We start from the raw sequence: 18,436 nt of genomic DNA, 5'->3' as shown, positions 1-18,436 counted from the left end.
GTGTTTATCCATTTCCTGTCCTGTATAGGTAAACGACACCAGATCACCGCTTTCCAACGACCGGATCACCTCGCCGTACGGGGCATAATCGAACCGGCTCACCACCGTTCCATCGGTTCCTTTAAAGACAATCCGGGTGGAGTTGAGGCGGTCCTTAATCACAAAGTAGTCCACACTGCTGCTGCGAATGGCAAGGAGACCCGTTGCACCGTAAATATACGATTTAACGGATTCGGTCCCCGAATTGATACGTTTTCGCTCTTCCAGCCGGGAACCACCCGGGGCCGTCAGGGAAAGTAGGTAGTCGGTGGTAGAGCCGGTTTGGACCTCTTTCAATGCCCGAAAACCTTCAGAATCATAGGTAAGATTGACTGTGTACTGTGTAGTACCCGATACTTTTTTCTGCCCACTGAGTACACGGGATGTGTAGTAATCAAAGGAAAACTCCATCGAAACCGCCGGGCCACTTAACGGTGTTATTGTTTTGTTTGTAATGGCCCCATCCGGATTATATGTGAGAGAAGTTTCTTCAGAGGTATTTTGATTATCCAAACTGGCTAATTGATTTCCACTGCCATAAATGCTAACAAACTGGCTGGTACTTTTTGTGACTTGCAAAAAGTTACCGTGAAAATCAAAGACGGTTGGCTGATTAACCGGCACTCCAAAATCACCATTATCCACAGTCGGGTCGGTCCCATTTGTTGTCTGATAGTCAGCCGTGACCAACTGTCCAAAGGAATCATACTTCATACGAACATCATAATTGCGGGGATTTGATGTAAAATTGTATGAATAGGATAATTTGGAAATTTTTCCATCAAAGTAACCTGCATTGTCACCAAAACGACCTGTTGTAAATGATGCCGTTTCAGTAAAAAGGGGATTGCTGATGCTTGTCAACCAACCGGGGGAGTTATAAGAATAGGTGGTAATTTTCTGGGTACCCCCATTTGCCAATTTTTCATTTTGCAACCGACCGGTGACGGGATCATATGTGTAGTCTGCATAATAATCTGCATCTGTTGGAATACCCACCGTTTTTACACGATTCAGATGATCATATGCATAATCTACAATATGGCCACCTGGGTAGGATATCCTTGTCAACCGGCTCATACCATCATAGGTAAAGGTTGTCGTATAAGTGTTTGTTGAATACCTGGCCACCTTTACTTTTTTCGATGTAAGTCTATTCAAAGCATCATAAACATAGGACTCTTCAACATCGAACGTATTATCTGCATCCTTGTTGACCAATCTTCTATACAATAAACCACGCTTGCCGGGGACATAACCGGTACCATTCCATATGAAATCATACTCAGATTTTACCCGCCAGGTAGAAGGGGTGGCAGGCCAGCTTTTATTTTCGACATAGGCAGAAACCCCGGTCCAATCTGTTGTAGTGATAACTCCTTCTTCAATAAGTCGGTTCAAGTCATCATATTTGAAATACATTATTTCATCATTGGCTGCCTTATCACCACTTTTTGTGAGTTTAAACCGTATCCGGCCCGCATTGTCCTGTAATATTTTAACATACCCTTCGTCGGCAGATGTTTTTTGCACGATTCGACCACGGTTATCATAAGCAATTGATGTGACATAATCATTTGGATTAGCATCTGGTCTCGGAAGATTGAAATAATTTGGAGAAAACAGTTTTGATAACCGTCCAAACTCATCATACTCATATTTGGTTGTCCGGTAGTCCTCGCCCGTGTAGGTTACTGACCCGATAACAGATATTTTCAGACCATCAGTTGTAAAATTATTATCATAGGACAGATAATAATTGATACCAGGTTGCGCAAGAAAAGTACCGTTTGCAGTTGTAGGATAGGAGCCTGGAAACTGATAAGTGATTTTCAAGACATCTTCAGCGCCTGGCGACGTTCCGACCCTGAATGTTGCTTTTCTCATAGTCCCTTCATCCATACTTTGTGAAGTCGAGAATGAAACTGAATAGGAGACTGTTTGATTCGTATTAACAAAAAATGACTGTGTGGGATTTGAAGATCTGACTGTTGCAATTTTGCTACTAATGGTACTCGGCCCAACACGGTCAAAAAGCTTCCGACCTAGTTGATCATGAATAGTTGTGGAGTATATACCGTCGTCCGGTTTGAAAACCGAAGATAAAAGGAAATTCTTGCGATCATTCCCATCTGTTATACCATGAATAACATTTTCTGAATATATTGATTGAGGCCGTTCAGACCGGTATAGGTTAAAGTCAGAGCCTGCCAGCCCTGTTTTAATGACCCGACTTAGCGGACTACTTTCAAACTGAACTCTTGTATAAGGGTATCCACCATCCTGTGGATTTTGTGACACCACATCACCAGCTATGGTTGTTCCATTAAATGAGGTCACGTAACCAGACCGCAATCCAAAGAGTGAATTATCATATTTAACTGGCTTTGGTTGAACATATGGTCTGCCTATTTCGTCATAAACCGGTCCAGAGACAATCAGATCATTGTCATTAAGCACCTGACTTTGAATCACTTGGCCGCTTGCATTCAGATAGCTCATGGATAGTACTGGCTTTTTCATAATAAGGACATTATCGATTTTGCAGGTGCCAACACCGCCACTTTCTATTTGAATTGAACCGGAAATCTGGTTACTATTTACATAGGTGAAAATTAACTTCCCATCTGCATAAAAAAGTAACTTATTTTTTAAAATAAAACCGACCCATTCAGTGACTGCGCGCCCTTCTGTCACCGTTGAGATCACAGGTTGTGCACCTGAAGAATATAAGCACCATTGATTTCCAGACTTAACAATCGTGAATTGACCCATTTTTAATGAGTAGTTCTCAGAACCGGACAGGTGGGCTAATTCGAATCGAATTCCAATATCAGCTTGTGTGCCCAATGAGTATGTAAGGGTCCCAATGTTAGCAATCGTTTGGTCCTGAATTGAACCATTGACTCTTGAAAGCCCAGATAGAGTCCAGTCTGTGTGGTTATAATTAAAGGAATAAAACTTACCTCCATCAATTATGTTTGCTGCTAAAACTGTATTTGGGTCAGAACTGTTGTATGAATCAGTTAGCGATCCATTTCTGGAGAAGTATGGAACTGAAAAATGCCTTACTATTCCATCCATCCCTTCGGTCGCAATCAATTCATTTGAGGTATTGTAATAGTACCGTACAATTTCGTCATTGTTCCCGATGCTTGCGATGGGGTAATTGTAAACAGAATCCATGACTGTTACAGCAGAAACTGATTGAACAGGATTGAATCTTATATCGTCCACATAAACCGGGTAAGAAACATTTTGATTTTCTATAAAAGTCCGGATTCTTAAGGTCTCAGTATTTCCGCTTCGAACCGTTCCAAGGTCAAGAATGGCACTTATATATTTCCATTGACCATTTGTTGCAGGTACAATGACTGAACTGATCGCACCCGCAGGATAAATTGAATTGTTTTCAGAGTTTTGTTTCGCATGTATCTTTAACCATGTATTTCCCGTTGAAAAACCAGCATCTGTCTTCACCCAGCATGACACCAAATACCTACCATACTGATCTGATGGGAGAAAATCCTTTGTGGGACCATAAACAGCGGTAGTTTGCTTTTTATTAACCCTGACAGCGTACTTACCGGTACTGCCCGGGGACACAAGATCATTGAGACCCGGTTGGTACAAATCCCAAAAATCGTTTGTCTCATCTCTTGAACTTTGAACCCCTGATTCAAAGCCTAAATAGGATGCATCCGCTCCAACATGTGGCGATCCTTGTATTGGCATTAATCTTGTTGAATTGCTAAAAGTGGCAATCGGTACATAATCAGGAAGACGATATTGTATGGAATGGTACTTACCATCGATATCCTTACTAATTTCTGGTTGACCCTTGGCTGTATATTTAATGATGGAGGAGACTTCTTGCCAAAGATTCGGATCTGGTGTACCCGACATCCAATTGTTAAAATTTGGAGGAACAGAAGTTTGATTTATCATTTGATAGGTTCGCTCGGGGATCATAAATCCATTATTAAGCCTGAAAGAGCTTGCAACGGACGATGTATAATTATTATTATATTTTGTTGTTGTTTGAATTGCCAAATTTATCTGATTCAAGGTTAGGGAAGTAGAAATAGTTGGATAGCTATACTTAATCTCATTTCTCAGGATATTTCCATTACCATCATCTTTGACAGTTGCAGACCTGCGCAATAACAAAACACCATTGGCCGATATCTCGTACTCGTACTTTTCTTTCGAATTCAAGAGACCATTTTTTTGACGCGCCTCCATCAGAACAGGAAAATACAACGTTTTATTTGCATAACCAGGCAATTTATTCACATGATAATAATAATCTGTCTCAGATACTAACTCATCACTATTGTTGTAAATCTGTTGCCTGAACATTAATCCAGCTAATTTAGACGAGTATACCTGATAATTATATCCATTGGATGAACCCAAAATTGCAGCATCCTCATGATGACCGGTAAAATGATAATAGACAGAATAGCCATTACTAGAGCCCTTTCGTACAAGAGTCTTGTTGAAGATTGGAGTCTTATCTGAAAGATTGAAACCAGCCTTTTTAAGTTCATTTCCAACATATGAAAATGTTGTTGTATAATTCCCATTTCCACTACTAGTAATGACTGAAGAAACTACTGTGGAAATCACTGATTGAAATGTATTGTTTACTCTTTTTCTAAAGTTAATGAGATGGTTTTCTGAAGAAATCAATAAGTTGTGACTAAAATGTTCACCGGGATTAAGACGACGAATACTTTCACCTGGAAAGGATTCCTTCAATGTATTTACCGTGCCAAAATCACCAATAAACTCAACAGCGAATCCACCGCCTGGTGTACCAGAATAATATGTAGAACTTCCACTATAATAATCAGAATAGAACTGTACTTTTAGCCCGGAAGCACCTGTAGACCAATTTAAAAACCCACTATTGTCATAATTGTAGGCAATAACATCATTCGTTGAAAGATTAGGGCGATTCCAATTATTAACTGAGCTCGATAGATTAATTGATAAATTGCCGATAAATATACCTTTATACAGATTGTAATACTTGTTATTCACCAAGTAATAGTCATTTAAAAACACGCCCCCATCATTTAGCGTGTTAATCTGATTGTATGTTTTACTGACATGTTGTTGATTTCGCAAATCATATAAATATCCACTAACTGGGCCATTGTATCTCCAATAAAATGAATTAGGAGTCGCCTTTGTCATGTCTACATATCCAGTGTCCTGATTTCCAATATGCTTCCATTCTAATCCGTTGAATAAATAATGTTTCCTATAATATGTCGCATTGATAGAGTCAAATTGGACTGAAAACGCCTGGTTATTGTATAAACCCTCTATCTGATCAAAACTGACTGATTTTTGTGCCAACACGTTGTTCTTATCTAAAAATAAATGAATTCGATCAGACCCGATACTAAAAACAGATTGTGACTCTGTTAGTTTAACAGAATACTCCAAATTGTCATTAGGTGTTGCATTTAATATAGAGTAAGACCAGTCTTGGCGCCAACTATCTCTTGAATCGCTAAGTGAATAATAAAATATTCTATCTCTTTCATGATTTAATTGTGTTAACCCTGGCTTAGTTTCATAGATTCCAAATCCATTTCTTGTTTTGATAACTGTTTTATAATTATTTGTCCAGTTTGTTGCTTGTGTATGTTGTATCCAATCATTCCTTTGAGTGGCCTCAGTCTTTTCCCATCCCGTTTCGGTCATCCTAAAAAGAAACAACTTCCCGGATTGCTCACCATATATGGCAATCCAATCTTCCCCTGTAACTACTTGTAAAAGGTTATTGCCGTTTACACTTCCTCCATTTGTATTACCACTTCCCCAATTTAGATTACCAACTTCAAAATTGAATTTTGTCAGATTTAGTTCATTATTGTTGCCGACAGTATCAGGTATCGTATATAAATACAGTTGCTTACCAATACTCCAGTGTCGAGTATTTTTTAATACGGCTATATACTTTGGAGAACCATATACTGAATAATTCAAAGTATCTTTTTCTATTGGATGGGAATATTTTATAATCCCGTCAAGCCGATCATCTTGCCTAACAGAATAATTCTGCCAACCAGTATTTTCCCAACGCAAAAACCCGACATATACTTTGCCCCCTGCTTGTAATGGATTTCCTGTAACATCCGTATCTTCCAGCTTTGAATATACTATTCCATTACCGACATCATTCAGTGTTTGAGCCCAACCGATTGAAATCCAATGTTTTGTGTTCAGATTGTATTCAGTGCTTAATAAAAAGTCAGTATATGAAATGGTTTTAATTTCACCATACCCATTTGTCATTTTTATCATTTTTGCATGACTTGTTCCCAGTGGGCTATATTCAAATAGAAGTTTAGGCGTAGATCGATTATCGATTTTTATTGTTTCAATTGAACGCAGGAATCTTCTTTTAAAAAGACCATACAGCAATGTTTCGTAGGCCAAATTTGTTTCGAATAATTTGTTTTGTTTATAGTCAAAATACTTAACGGTAGACAGAAACTTGGTTGATCCAAATTCGTTTAAAAATGAAGTCGTCTCTATGCTACCATTATCCTCGAAAAAATATTCCAAGGAATCCTTACTACCATAATTCAACTCAATTTGATTCCCAATCTGGTCGTAAACCTTTTTCAGCATTAGGTCTTTCGTAACTTTATTCCCGCCAGTTCCTCCAAATGGTCTCTCTATTGGCATATATTCCAACTTAATCTCATTTGAGAATTCATCTGCGATCTTTGACAAATACCATCTGCAAGCCAACTGACTCTGGATTCTTTCGCCATTCGAATCGTAAACGATATTCGATGGTAAAATGTGGTCCAGAACTGCAACATCCCATGCGATTGAATTGCCATCTGATTGTTTATTGTAACCATTGGATTCGTAATTCTTGAACCCTCCAAAAATGCTTATAATTCCGGTAGTGGATAATATTTCCCATCTTTCATCTGAGACAGAATAGAAATATGTAATTTTTTCAGGTCGCGCCAACTCTGTGTTAAACGAAATCGTCTTATTGTTCTCGTCATGATCAATAATCAACAATTCTATTATTTGCCCATTGTGACTTAAATAGAATTTATCATCAAATAGGTTTATCGTATTGTTGTGTTCACGGAAAAAATATGACTCTGTCAACTGCCAATCTACACCGATTACACCTGAATTATAATTTTTATTATTTCTCAAATCGTTTGCAACGGCAGTAGATGAATAATACAAATTCAAGCTAAAAGCAGCTGACCCTTTTGAGATAGAATACAAAGGAACGGAAAACTCAACCTGCCCGGTTGCAAGGTTTACCATATCAGTTGTATTGCTACCAAACCTATCATTCAGATTTACTTCATTTTGTTTTGAAGGTCCTATTTCCTGGGCACGTACCGTACAAATGGTAATAAGATGTAATGCTATTACCAAACACAGGATATAGGTGCAATTCGATACCAGGGGATAAAATGTAGTATTGGTGGTGCAGCCTTTCACAATAACCTCTAACTTAGATTTAAACAAAGTATTATGAATATCTAACTAATCACAAATATATTTGTAAATGGAAGGGCTTGCAATCTTATAAATCAACATTTAATATATACACAATGAATAATTACTAATATTTATAAAAATAAAAATATCATATTGTCTTAATATGCTTCTTTTCTGCTGCGTTACTTAACTACCTGATTCACTCTCATGATTTCAAAACAACCTCTCCAACTCCCCGCCTACTCCCTGGTCCTCGTTCTGATGGTGCTGCTGATTCTTTCTCTGCTCAGCACTGCCAGTCTAATGATGTGGGGTCAGCAACGCCGGGCGTGGGCTCAGTGGGTGCATGCCGTTCACCGGGATCAGTTATTGGTCGGGTTCCGGGATAGTCTGGTTTCGGCAGGTTCCTTCCCGGAAAAGGGTTTCCGGCAGGAAACGCTCCTCACAGATGTTGCCGACTGGCCGGTGACCCGTTCTATTCAGGGGATGCCGTGGGGTTTCTTTTACCGTCTCGAGGTCGGGCTGAGCGATCCCGCCGGTCGCACAGATCCGGTCTATCTGATATCAGGGTCCATTGACCCCGGTCACAGCACGGTTCTGGTCATCAGTCAGGCAAAAAACGGTCTGATTTTATCGGAAGGCAGCCGGGTGAAAGGAGACATCGTCTTTGCGGATGGTAGCCTTCAATTCCGCCCGCTTAATTGGCGCGATACCGGTCCGGCCGGATTTCATTCCGGTCAGGTGATCCGTTCAGACAAAGTATTTCCCGATTCGTCTGGTCTGCCAGTTACGGAGAGAGTACCACCAAACCATCCCCGTTCCCGCCTGTTTTCACCACCATCGGGCAAAGACAACGCTTCTCTCGTTCATGGTGTGGCGGCGTATCATGACCTGAAGCCGTTTAAAGCAGGTCCCATGCAACAGGTCGTTCTCGAAGGAACCACCCGGTTCAGACGAGGTCATTTTGTGGCAGGCCTTTTTTATCTTCAGGCCGATACGGTTCTGATTGATTCACAAACCCGTCTGGAGGCCGATCTGGTCATCTACCCCCGAACCCAACCCACGGCCTGGGTCAAAATCGACAAGGATGTTCAGCTCGTTGGCGATGTGCTGGTGGCCGGTGTCGTACAGGGTGAAGGCTACTCGGTGACCGGCCGGTTGGTTTGCAGGGACCTGCAGGTATACCGCCCCCCTACCATTTATTCGGGGTATCTGGTCAATGTGTCCATTCAGCCGGGGAGCCGGTCCGGTAAACCTTTCCGGATTCCCTGGCAGGTGAAGGGTAACCGGTATGTGTGGTAAGGCAACCTTGCCGGGTTATTCACTCATTGAGGTGTTGGTGAGTCTCACCATCCTATCCATTGTCACCCTGGGGGTTTACACCACCCTGCAATTTCAGTCACGAGCTTCTGCCAGTTTCACCCGATCGGATACCGTGAAAGACTGGGTGGTGGTGCTCGATTCGCTACGAGTACATCCCACCGAAGGACTGTCTGTTGCCCGACGCCATGGCCTGATGTTCGATATCCGCACAGATAAACGTCCCGGCGGATATTCCATTCAGGTAAAACAGACCGAACCTGCTTCCTTTTGGTTCAGGCCGGGACTACCGGCCATCCGGCTTTGGGTTCCGGAACCGGCAGTCGCCCATCCTTCTCTAACAGGCAACCCTACGCCATGAACCAGCATAATTCATACCGTGAAAACACTCAGGGCCATTTTAACGGATTCACGTTGCAGGAGGTGTTGGTATCCATGATTGCGGCCTCGGTCATTGTGCTTCTGGTTCTTCATTTGCTCGGCACCGGCTGGACCCGTTTTTCGGTGTTGCAATCGACCTGGGTGCAGCCATTCGGGGAATTGAAAGCACGGGAATCTCTGGCACGTGCACAAAGCGAAGCGCGGCTGGTGGTGACCGATCGGGACGGTACGTGGTATTTCCTGCAGGCCGATGGAGATACCCTTCTCAGGCTGAGTGATTCTCTGTATCATCGTTTGAGCATCACTGCCAATGCGTCCTCTCTCACCGGAGCCACACCATGAAACTGTCTTTGAATAAACAGGCCGAATTGTACGCACAACTGTCGGTCATGCTGGCCAGTGGTCTCACGTTAAACCAGATTCTGCAGGCGCTGGCACGGGTGGAAAAATCGAAACCCGTCAAAAAGATCCTTCAGACCACCTTGCGGAATCTGCAATCGGGCCGGTCCATCCGGGTGTCGCTTCAATCGGGCGGATTGGTTACCGATCCGTTGTTCCTTCAACTGATCGATATCGGCGAGCATACCGGCCAGCTTGGCGAGAGTTTTCAGCAGATTGCCAGCACCATGGAAGAGCAGACTGAATTCCGGTCCCGCCTGATCCAGGCCACCACCTATCCGCTGGTGGTGCTTCTGGTTGCGGTGGTGGTTATCTTTGTCATGATTCTGTTTATTGTGCCTTCATTTGCCGATGTGTACCGGTCGATGGGTGCAGAATTGCCATGGATAACGGCTTTTGTCTTAAATCTGAACCGCTGGTTAACCAATCCGGTTTTCATACTTCTGGTCACTGCATTGGTTGGGTTTCTGTTGATGACCCGCCGGTCGGCCAGCCGTGTGTTGCTGCCATACCTGACCGGTTTGCTGTACCGGCTGCCGGTTATCGGTGACACCGTGCTGATGATCCGGAATTATGAGTTTTGTGTCAGTCTGGCGCTACTGACCCGTTCGGGGATCCCGCTTCTGAAATCACTGAATCTGATTGTTCAGCACACAGCCGATCCCATCTGGCGTGCGCAACTGAAACCGCTGATCACCGGGGTGGAATCGGGACGCAACCTGTCGGATAGCATGGGAAGTTCCTCCATGGTATCTCCGCTCATCAGACAGATGATTCTGGTGGGTGAGGAGACGGCGGAACTGTCTGATCTGATGGTGAAAACCGCCGTCATCTTTAAACGACATACCGATACCCGGCTGAAGGTCCTGGTGGCCCTGGTTGAACCGGCCCTGATTGTCATTCTGGGTCTGACCATCAGCCTGATTCTGATATCGGTTTATCTGCCCCTTTTCTCTGCGATGGGAAATTTTGGCAACTGATCTGTTTTGTACGGGAGTTTTATCATGTTACTACTGAAAAACCAGCCTTGTCCGCTTACCCGTCACCGGCTGAAAGGCTTTTCTCTGACCGAATTGCTGGTGGCCATGGTGATTTTGAGCGTATTGGTTCTGCTCGCCCTTCCGCGATTGTTACCTCTGGTGACCAAGGCCAAGACCAAAGAAGCCCAGATTGCATTGGCAACAGTTAAGACCCTGATGGATGTGTATAAACTGGAACATGACCGGTACACCGACAATCTGGAGGCCGTCGGGTTTGTTCAGGAAAAAACCGTTGAACAGGGTGGTAACGCCAAGTATAAAGTAGAAGTGGTTCAGGCAACGGGAACCGGCTATCTGGCGCGCGCCACCTCGCTGGTCGATTTTGATAATGATGGAATTTTCAATGTATGGGAAGTCACCGAAAAAGGGCAGGTCAATGAAGTGGTTGCTGATTAACGCGTTCGTTCTACTCACTGCCTGCACGCCGTTCAGGAATCTGTTGTCCCCGTCCGATGCGCTTTTCACCCGCCCCCTTGTGCGTGAGGATGTGTTGCTGATAAAATCGGTGGAGGAGGCAGGTGACCGGGTCATCCGTCAATCGGATGACATTCTGAAGCAGGAGCTGGCCCAATCCTGGTTTCTGAAGGATACCATTCAGGTTCTGATTGCCTCTTCAGGTGAAAAGACAACCCTGGTTCCGGGTCCGTCACCCACAGTAACCGTTCAGGCGCTCATCCGCCAAACCGCTTCTTCTGTTTTATTTGACCCGGATCAGTCGATCCGGATTGACATTCAGCTTTCCTTTCATGAAGCAGGCAGTCAGAAACTGATCGGGAGAATTTCCAAATCAGGATCGGTGAAAAACCGGGAAGAGCTGATTGAACTGGTCCGGACCATCCGGTTAAGGTAATTAAACATGATGATTCAACCCATATTCTCTTTTATATTTTCTGTCGCCAGACGAGTGGGGCTGCTGGTTCTGCTTGTTGCCAGCAGTTCGCTTACCCTGTACAGCATGCCAACGGACTCCTCTTCGGTACCGGCTGTTTTCCGGCAGATCATTCCGGAAATTTCCTACGAACAGACCGAAATCCGTGTCATCATCCGGAATCTGTCACAACTGACCAAAGCCAACATCCAACTGAACATGCAGGTAACGGGCAAAACCAGCCTGCGCTTGTATCAGCAACCGTTGCTGGTAGCCATTGAGACATTGGTGCGGCAGTTTGACCTGACCATGACCTGGAAGGGCGATCTGTTGTTTCTGGATCCGAAACCACGGGTTGAACCGGTTCAGATTCCGGTGGAACCGTTGATCAGGATCAGCGGAAATCTGCTTTCCATCGAAACAGACCCGATGCCAACGGCCCAATTCATCCGCCGGTTTATTGAAGTGACCGGGCGTAATATCATCCCAGACCAGAGTTTGCCCCCGATGGTGTCTGGTGTTATCCGGGACATGCCGTTCAGCGAGGCAGTCCGGTTGTTTTTCCTCACCAATCAGATCAAATCCACCGAAAAGGACCGGGTTTTCTATCTGGAGCCACTCGCAGGGGGAACAACCGGTACACCGATCAGACGGTTTTCTGGAACTCAATTGCAGGTGAAAGACTCCCTCATCAATCTGGATGTCAGACAGGGATCGGTGGATCAGCTCATCAAAGATGCAGCCAGTCAGCTCGGGAAATCGGTGGTGTACTATTCCGATGTTCAGGGCAGTATTTCGGCCTCGGTCTCGCGGTTGGATTTCGATCAGTTTTTATCCTTTGTGCTGAAGAATACCCAGCAAACCTGGAAAAAGGAACAGGGCATTTACTTCATCGGAGATAAGACCAACCGGGCATTGATCTCGACGCAATTGCTTCTGCTTAAAAACCGGAAGGTCGAAAAGTTACCCGAGATTCTGCCGGCCGAATTCACGAAGAGTGTGACCATCAAGGAAATTAAGGAACAGAACGGGATTCTGGTGACCGGTAATCAGAATGACATTGATGACATCCGCACGTTTCTGCAATCCATCGATTACTCGACCCCGCAGGTTCTCATCGAAGCTCTGGTGGTTGACTTTTCCACCTCGGATGGCGTGGCAACCGGCGTGACCGCCGGCCGGGGAGATACCTCTTCCTCTTCGGTGTCACAGTATTTACCGGGACTCGATTTTAAGCTGAACTCGAAGGGGGTATCCAAGCTGGCTGATGGACTGGGAATGACCCGGATCGGCCGGCTTCCCGATGATTTTTATATGCGGATTCAGGCACTGGAAACCGCCGGATTGGCAAAAGTGCGGTCACGGCCCATGCTTTCCACGCTGAACGGACATAAAGCCAGTCTGCTGGTGGGAACCACGCAATGGTACATTCTCAAATCCACCACTCCCATCCGTGACAATCAGGGTGCCATCATCACCGAAAGTCAGCAGTTCAAGGAATTATCAGCCAACATCAAACTGGATATCACTCCCTGGGTGTCGACCAGCGGCGAAGTAACGGTGGAAATCAAGCCTGTGTTTGAAAGTCCCATCGGGCAGTTTTCCCCCGACGTTCCGCCCACCATCAGCAAACGGGAGTTTGAATCCACCATCCGGCTCTCCGATGGAGAAACCATCGTGTTGGGTGGCCTGGTCGAGGAAAGTGAAACTGAAAACGTGCAGGGCATTCCGTACCTGAGTCAGATTCCCTGGCTTGGCCGGTTCTTCTCAAACACCACGAAAATCAAACGGAAATCCGAACTGATCATTTACGTCACTCCCCGGGTTTTTCTGGGTGAAGGTACCCGGCAGGAGGGTCGTTGACCACCAACGTTTCCCTCTGGATCAGACGGTCGCTTTCGTGGGTAGCCGGGCATCCGGTTCACCTTTTATTTATCCAGAAAAACGGCACCATTCTGCTGTTCCGGCAGAAGGATGGCCGCTGGACCAAGATTGAGGTCGGGGAAGTCGGATCTGCCAATGGCGAAACTGATCCTTTTGCCATTCCGGCCGGGGTGTTGCCAGCCGGTTCGGTGGTGCTGATCGATGGACCCGAGTTTGCCACGTTCGAGCAGCATGGGGTGATTCATGCTTCGCTTTCCGGTTGGATCCGGTCTGGGCTGGCGAAGGAAATCACCGATGAACAGCCGTTACGGGCAGTGGCAACCCCGACCACCTTGCTGGTAGCTTCAAAACTTTCAGATGACGGTGATCTGGTTTATAACGAAACACTCTTTCCCTCTGATCTGGTAAACCAAACCCATAATGACCGGCTGAACTGGATGACCACCAACCGGGTGATGGATTTATGGGAGCGGGAAACCGGTGCCCCGGTTCCTGCTGAACATGTGGGAGAGGGTCAACCGGTTTCTGGTTTGTTTTTACCGGGACTTTCCGTCCTGATACAATGGTTTCGATCAGGTGAATCCCTCAGAAAAAACGTTTTATCCAACCTGATCATTGCCTGGTGGCTGGGTCCCGGTTTGTTGACCTTGTTGTGGTTGATTGTGGTTCATTCGATTATTTCCATGCAACAATCCAGGCTTGATGAGCTGACCGATTGGGAACTGGTCAACCGAAGTAAAATCATGGCTTATGACAATGAAGCCCGTCGGGCAGAAGCCATCCGCACGTTGAATCAGCAATTCGGCAGCGGCATTCCCCTGACTGATTGGCTTCCCTTTCATTCCGGTCTGAATGCATCCATCCGTATTCAATCGATTACCCTCGACCGAACCGATCCGAAACAGAATCAGATAACCGGTTTTTGTACCGATGAGCAAAGTCTGACTGCTTACGTCCGGTCGGTTAATCAATACAGGCCGTGTGTGATTGACCATTTCAGAAAAATCAATCCGTTTGCCGAAGAGGAACGCCGTCTGGCGGGAACGATGCCTTATCGGTTTGTCATCCGGTTAACACCATGATTCAACGACTATCCTTCCCCATGCAGGTCATCATCCTGCTGATTTCGGTGGTTTTCTGTTGGTTGGCCATTGCGGATGGGAATGACCGTTTGGCTGCGGCTGATTCTCAACTCACCGTACCCATCGGAAATCTGGAAAAACAGCAACAACGAATTGACCCGTTTGTTCCATCCGGGGCTTCCCGGAATCAGTTTCCCGGGGTGTCATTTACCACTCATGCCTCGCTTTCTGATTACTACCTTGATCTTCTGAAATCCAATGGTGCACGTCTGGTTTCAATGGAAACACCCGAGATAGTGGGAACCCCTTCTTCCGTGCTCAATACGGCTATTGCAGTTACCTATGACATGCCTTATGGGTCTTATATCGACCTCCGGCGACTTTCAGAGGATCAGCCTCTGCTAATCCTCCACCAATCCATTCGGGTCAACGGACTGCAGGGTGACCTGGTCCGTGTGGACGAATCGGTCATTCTGGCAACGATTGATAAAACTGCAGGCAAGAACGGCTCACCATGAAAAACTGGATAACCAATGGCATTCTTGCAGGTGCTCTGCTGTGGATCTGGTACCTGATCTTTGCGGACTTTCTTGAGTTCAATGACTCTGAAGAAATGGTTACCATCGCCGCGAACCGACCGGTTCTGGCAGCAGATCAGCAACGGTTTCCCGATTCACTCTATCAGGTCAACCCGTTTTCGATTCCGCATACCCGTACGGTGACAGCAACTGTCAATAAGCCTCAACAAACACAACCTGTATCGGTGGTATTCCCCTCTCTGACTTTTCATGGTACTATAAAACCCACATCCAAATCGACTCCTTTGTTTTCCTTATCTGATTCTTCCGGAACTTCCTTTCTGATCGGAATCGGGGATCAGCTTCCCTCCGGCTGGAAACTGACCAGGCGTTTGCCTGACGGACTCGAGTTCCGGAAAGGCAGTCAGGTCAGAATTGTCAGGGAGTTTACCGACTGAATGGCAAGTCCATTGATCCTTCACTGGGGGCTGATAGCCGTGATGGTTTCATGCCTTATCTGGGTCCTGATTTCGGATACCCGTTCTCTCACCGTACCTGTTTTTCCGCTTCTGCTGCTGACGGTTACGGGTATCCTGATGGTGGTTTTAGCCGACATGGAAAGGGTCTGGGTATTAGATATAATCCCTGTGGTACTATTTGCAATCAGTGTTCTCTTTGTCAGCCTCAGACACCGGCAGGCCGCAGCCGGGGCAGCCGATTGGTGGTTAATTATGTTGTTGTGCCTGGTGGTCCCGATTGATTATTCACTGCCCATTGTTTTGCTTTCTTCGATAGCCGGACTCATTCATTCAAAATTGGCTGGAATCCAACGGATTCCCTTCGCCTTCTGGATATCGGTTTTCTGGATTTCTGAATTGCTTTTGGTGCACACCGGCTTTTTTTCCTTTACTCTTTTCCCTGTCTGATCCGCCATGGCATCCATTCAAACTCTCGATCCCAGACATTCTGCTGTCACTCACATCGACCACCTCCTCACCACGGCTCTTCATGAGGCGGCGTCGGATGTGCACATCGACCCAGTGGCGGACGGTCTGGTCATCCGGTTCCGGGTGGATGGCCGGCTGGAGGAACGATACTCGGTGTCTTCTGGTCAGAAGGCTGCGCTTGTGGCCCGGATCAAGGTGCTGGCCAACCTCGATATTGCCGAGAAACGACGTCCCCAGGATGGGAGAATCCGGTTTGCCTCGGCCTCTGGAGAAACCGACATCCGCGTGTCCGTGGTCCCTGTGATTCATGGTGAAAAAGTTGTGCTTCGTATACTCGATTCGGGATTTGCCGGATCTGATTTTCTCTCCCTCGGTTTTTCTGAGGAACAGGACTCGCTTCTGCGCGAAGCGCTCTCTTATTCCAGCGGTCTGATACTCGTCACCGGTCCGACCGGCTGCGGGAAATCGACCACACTGTACACCGCCCTTCAGATTCTGAACGAACCATCACGGAATATACTGACCATTGAAGATCCGGTGGAGCGGCAACTGGCCGGCATCAATCAGTCGGCTGTGCATGAAGCCATCGGGTACACCTTTCCCGCCGCCCTCCGTTCATTTCTGCGGCAGGATCCGAATGTGATCATGGTGGGGGAAATCCGTGATGCCGAGACGGCGACCATTGCCATCCGCGCCGCCATGACCGGACATCTGGTGCTTTCCACTCTTCACACACAGACAGCGGCCGGGGCGGTGGACCGGTTACGGGATATCGGGGTGGAACCCTATCTGATTCAGGCTACATTGCGGCTGGTGGTGTCCCAGCGTCTGGTCAGAACCTTGTGTCCGGAGTGCCGGCAACCCGATCCGGATGGGAAAGAGGTGCTGTCCCGGCAACCATTGGGAGAAAGCTTTTCCTCACCGGAGAGCTGGTCGGTTTTTAAGCCGGCCGGGTGTTCTTCCTGCCGGTTTACCGGATTCCGGGGCCGGCGTGTCATTGGTGATGTGTTTCTGCCGGGTCATTCCGCTGTTCAGCAGGGTCGTGAGGACGATGGGCTGCGCCAGAGTGGTTACCGGGCAGTGGCGGCCGGACGGACGACTCTGCCAGAGATTCTGGCCGAAGTGGGATAAAAAAAACGGGCGACCCGAAACCGGACCGCCCGCACACTCATTCAGGCAAATGGAAAATTAACCGAGGTTTTTCGCAGCGAAATCCCAGTTAACCAGTTTATCGAGAAACGTCGAGATGTAATCGGGACGACGGTTCCGGAAATCGATGTAGTAAGCATGTTCCCACACATCGATGGTAAGCAGAGCCTTCTGACCGTGTGCCATGGGCAGATCGGCATTTGCGGTTTTGGTCACTTTCAGTTTTCCGCCATCCAGTACCAGCCAGGCCCAACCTGATCCGAACTGAGTGGTGGCTGCGGTTTTAAACTGATTGACGAAATCATCATACGACCCGAAATCGGCTTCAATTTTCTTCAGCAGATCACCTGACGGTTTTCCGCCACCATTTGGCTTCATGCTGTTCCAGTAAAAGGTGTGATTCCATACCTGAGCGGCGTTGTTGAAATGTCCCGCTTTGGAAGCATCCCCTGCCACCGTTTTAATGATGGATTCCAGATCGGCTTTATCCAGATCAGTATCCTTAATCAGGTTATTCAGATTGGTCACATAGGCATTGTGGTGCTTGCCGTGATGAAACCCGAGGGTTTCTTCTGAGATGTAGGGCACAAGGGCATTCTGTGCATATGGTAAATCGGGCAGGGTGATGGCCATTTGAGTCTTCTCCGGTTAATCAATTGAATGTGTGAATGGTTTGATAACGCCGGGTGGGTTGGAATAGTTCCTTTCGGAATACAGGAGTCAGGAGTCAGGAGTCAGGAGACAGGAGACAGGAGAAGCGCCTTTGGGTAAAATCGGGGACCAGTCAATACAAGTGATTGGTGAGTAGGGAAACCGGGCGGCTGAGTGATCCCCGTAAGCGGAATTGCTGAAAGTCCGGCTTTGCCGGCCACTCGATGACTGTGCCACCGGTCCCCGAAGTGGGTCGAACCATAAATGGCCCCCAACACCCGGATAAAAAAAGGTGGCCACTCATCGCTCACACCGGCACGCCGGCTTGCTTTGAATGACCACCCTGGGTAACAGATAATCGTAAGGTTTTTATACAGGAGTCAGAATTAAGAATTCTGTGCTTTTATTGATTTTAAAGCCTCATCAGAAATGACAGAAATGGACCCTCTCCCCTTCCCTCTCCGGCGGAGAGGGAGTTATTCATGTTTGAGTATTCCGTATTCCGTATTCCGTATTCCGTATTCCGTATTCCGTATTCCGTATTCCGTATTCCGTCTTCTGAATTCTGAATTCTGAATTCTGAATTCTGAATTCTTTTGATTTTAGAGTCTCATCAGAAATGAAAGAAATGGACCCTCTCCCCTTCCCTCTCCGG

General features: G+C 46.5%; 14 protein-coding genes. 12 read left to right on the top strand and 2 right to left on the bottom strand.

Translation table 11 applies throughout. The annotated features are described in order from the left end of the window. The coding region (locus HUU10_15335; GenBank protein ID NUQ82976.1) for an RHS repeat protein at nucleotides 1-7,542 on the bottom strand (7,542 nt) is incomplete at its 3' end. A 207-nt stretch (nucleotides 7,543-7,749) separates the two neighbouring features. Here HUU10_15335 and HUU10_15330 point away from each other — a divergent pair. From HUU10_15330 to HUU10_15275, 12 genes are read left to right on the top strand one after another with little or no spacing between them, the layout of a single operon-like run. Beyond that, nucleotides 7,750-8,844: a hypothetical protein gene (locus HUU10_15330; GenBank protein ID NUQ82975.1), complete on the top strand. Its 1,095-nt coding sequence runs from the start codon at nucleotides 7,750-7,752 to the stop codon at nucleotides 8,842-8,844. Continuing rightward, nucleotides 8,834-9,223: a prepilin-type N-terminal cleavage/methylation domain-containing protein gene (locus HUU10_15325; GenBank protein NUQ82974.1), complete on the top strand. Its 390-nt coding sequence runs from the start codon at nucleotides 8,834-8,836 to the stop codon at nucleotides 9,221-9,223. The genes HUU10_15330 and HUU10_15325 overlap by 11 nt, the downstream gene beginning before the upstream one ends. Then, entirely contained in the window at nucleotides 9,220-9,585 is a 366-nt protein-coding gene (locus HUU10_15320; GenBank protein ID NUQ82973.1) for a hypothetical protein, read from the top strand. The genes HUU10_15325 and HUU10_15320 overlap by 4 nt, the downstream gene beginning before the upstream one ends. Further along, complete coding sequence (locus HUU10_15315; GenBank protein NUQ82972.1) at nucleotides 9,582-10,622, top strand: type II secretion system F family protein; 1,041 nt, start codon at nucleotides 9,582-9,584, stop codon at nucleotides 10,620-10,622. The genes HUU10_15320 and HUU10_15315 overlap by 4 nt, the downstream gene beginning before the upstream one ends. A 24-nt stretch (nucleotides 10,623-10,646) precedes the next feature. Then, a complete protein-coding gene (locus HUU10_15310; protein NUQ82971.1) occupies nucleotides 10,647-11,078 on the top strand; it encodes a prepilin-type N-terminal cleavage/methylation domain-containing protein in 432 nt (143 codons plus the stop codon). Next, complete coding sequence (locus HUU10_15305; protein ID NUQ82970.1) at nucleotides 11,059-11,532, top strand: hypothetical protein; 474 nt, start codon at nucleotides 11,059-11,061, stop codon at nucleotides 11,530-11,532. The genes HUU10_15310 and HUU10_15305 overlap by 20 nt, the downstream gene beginning before the upstream one ends. A 6-nt stretch (nucleotides 11,533-11,538) precedes the next feature. Then, nucleotides 11,539-13,413 (top strand): hypothetical protein, encoded by a 1,875-nt coding sequence (locus HUU10_15300; protein NUQ82969.1) that lies wholly within the window; start codon nucleotides 11,539-11,541, stop codon nucleotides 13,411-13,413. Next, nucleotides 13,410-14,516: a hypothetical protein gene (locus HUU10_15295; GenBank protein NUQ82968.1), complete on the top strand. Its 1,107-nt coding sequence runs from the start codon at nucleotides 13,410-13,412 to the stop codon at nucleotides 14,514-14,516. Before HUU10_15300 ends, HUU10_15295 begins: the two co-directional genes overlap by 4 nt. Further along, nucleotides 14,513-15,034, top strand: coding sequence for a hypothetical protein (locus HUU10_15290; GenBank protein ID NUQ82967.1), 522 nt, complete (start codon nucleotides 14,513-14,515; stop codon nucleotides 15,032-15,034). The genes HUU10_15295 and HUU10_15290 overlap by 4 nt, the downstream gene beginning before the upstream one ends. Further along, complete coding sequence (locus HUU10_15285; protein NUQ82966.1) at nucleotides 15,031-15,492, top strand: hypothetical protein; 462 nt, start codon at nucleotides 15,031-15,033, stop codon at nucleotides 15,490-15,492. The genes HUU10_15290 and HUU10_15285 overlap by 4 nt, the downstream gene beginning before the upstream one ends. Continuing rightward, nucleotides 15,493-15,960 carry a prepilin peptidase gene (locus tag HUU10_15280; GenBank protein ID NUQ82965.1) on the top strand — a complete coding sequence of 156 codons (468 nt, stop codon included), beginning with the start codon at nucleotides 15,493-15,495 and terminating at the stop codon, nucleotides 15,958-15,960. A 6-nt stretch (nucleotides 15,961-15,966) separates the two neighbouring features. Further along, nucleotides 15,967-17,112, top strand: a complete 1,146-nt coding sequence (locus tag HUU10_15275) for a type II/IV secretion system protein (protein NUQ82964.1) — start codon at nucleotides 15,967-15,969, stop codon at nucleotides 17,110-17,112. A gap of 57 nt (nucleotides 17,113-17,169) precedes the next feature. Here the strand turns inward: HUU10_15275 and HUU10_15270 are convergent, their stop codons facing one another. Beyond that, nucleotides 17,170-17,763, bottom strand: coding sequence for a superoxide dismutase (locus HUU10_15270; GenBank protein ID NUQ82963.1), 594 nt, complete (start codon nucleotides 17,761-17,763; stop codon nucleotides 17,170-17,172). Nucleotides 17,764-18,436: the final 673 nt, after the last annotated feature.

The sequence above is a fragment of the Bacteroidota bacterium genome, assembly GCA_013360915.1.
Classification (GTDB): domain Bacteria; phylum Bacteroidota; class JABWAT01; order JABWAT01; family JABWAT01; genus JABWAT01.
The sequence above is the reverse complement of the archived record's forward strand: the minus strand, read 5'-3'. Positions and strand labels throughout refer to the sequence as shown.

What these genes read in the sequence shown, in the direction of transcription:
- HUU10_15330 (NUQ82975.1), top strand. Translation starts at nt 7,750, where the DNA reads ATGATTTCAAAACAACCTCTCCAACTCCCCGCCTACTCCCTGGTCCTC.
- HUU10_15325 (NUQ82974.1), top strand. Translation starts at nt 8,834, where the DNA reads ATGTGTGGTAAGGCAACCTTGCCGGGTTATTCACTCATTGAGGTGTTG.
- HUU10_15320 (NUQ82973.1), top strand. Translation starts at nt 9,220, where the DNA reads ATGAACCAGCATAATTCATACCGTGAAAACACTCAGGGCCATTTTAAC.
- HUU10_15315 (NUQ82972.1), top strand. Translation starts at nt 9,582, where the DNA reads ATGAAACTGTCTTTGAATAAACAGGCCGAATTGTACGCACAACTGTCG.
- HUU10_15310 (NUQ82971.1), top strand. Translation starts at nt 10,647, where the DNA reads ATGTTACTACTGAAAAACCAGCCTTGTCCGCTTACCCGTCACCGGCTG.
- HUU10_15305 (NUQ82970.1), top strand. Translation starts at nt 11,059, where the DNA reads ATGAAGTGGTTGCTGATTAACGCGTTCGTTCTACTCACTGCCTGCACG.
- HUU10_15300 (NUQ82969.1), top strand. Translation starts at nt 11,539, where the DNA reads ATGATGATTCAACCCATATTCTCTTTTATATTTTCTGTCGCCAGACGA.
- HUU10_15290 (NUQ82967.1), top strand. Translation starts at nt 14,513, where the DNA reads ATGATTCAACGACTATCCTTCCCCATGCAGGTCATCATCCTGCTGATT.
- HUU10_15285 (NUQ82966.1), top strand. Translation starts at nt 15,031, where the DNA reads ATGAAAAACTGGATAACCAATGGCATTCTTGCAGGTGCTCTGCTGTGG.
- HUU10_15280 (NUQ82965.1), top strand. Translation starts at nt 15,493, where the DNA reads ATGGCAAGTCCATTGATCCTTCACTGGGGGCTGATAGCCGTGATGGTT.
- HUU10_15275 (NUQ82964.1), top strand. Translation starts at nt 15,967, where the DNA reads ATGGCATCCATTCAAACTCTCGATCCCAGACATTCTGCTGTCACTCAC.
- HUU10_15270 (NUQ82963.1), bottom strand. Translation starts at nt 17,763, where the DNA reads ATGGCCATCACCCTGCCCGATTTACCATATGCACAGAATGCCCTTGTG.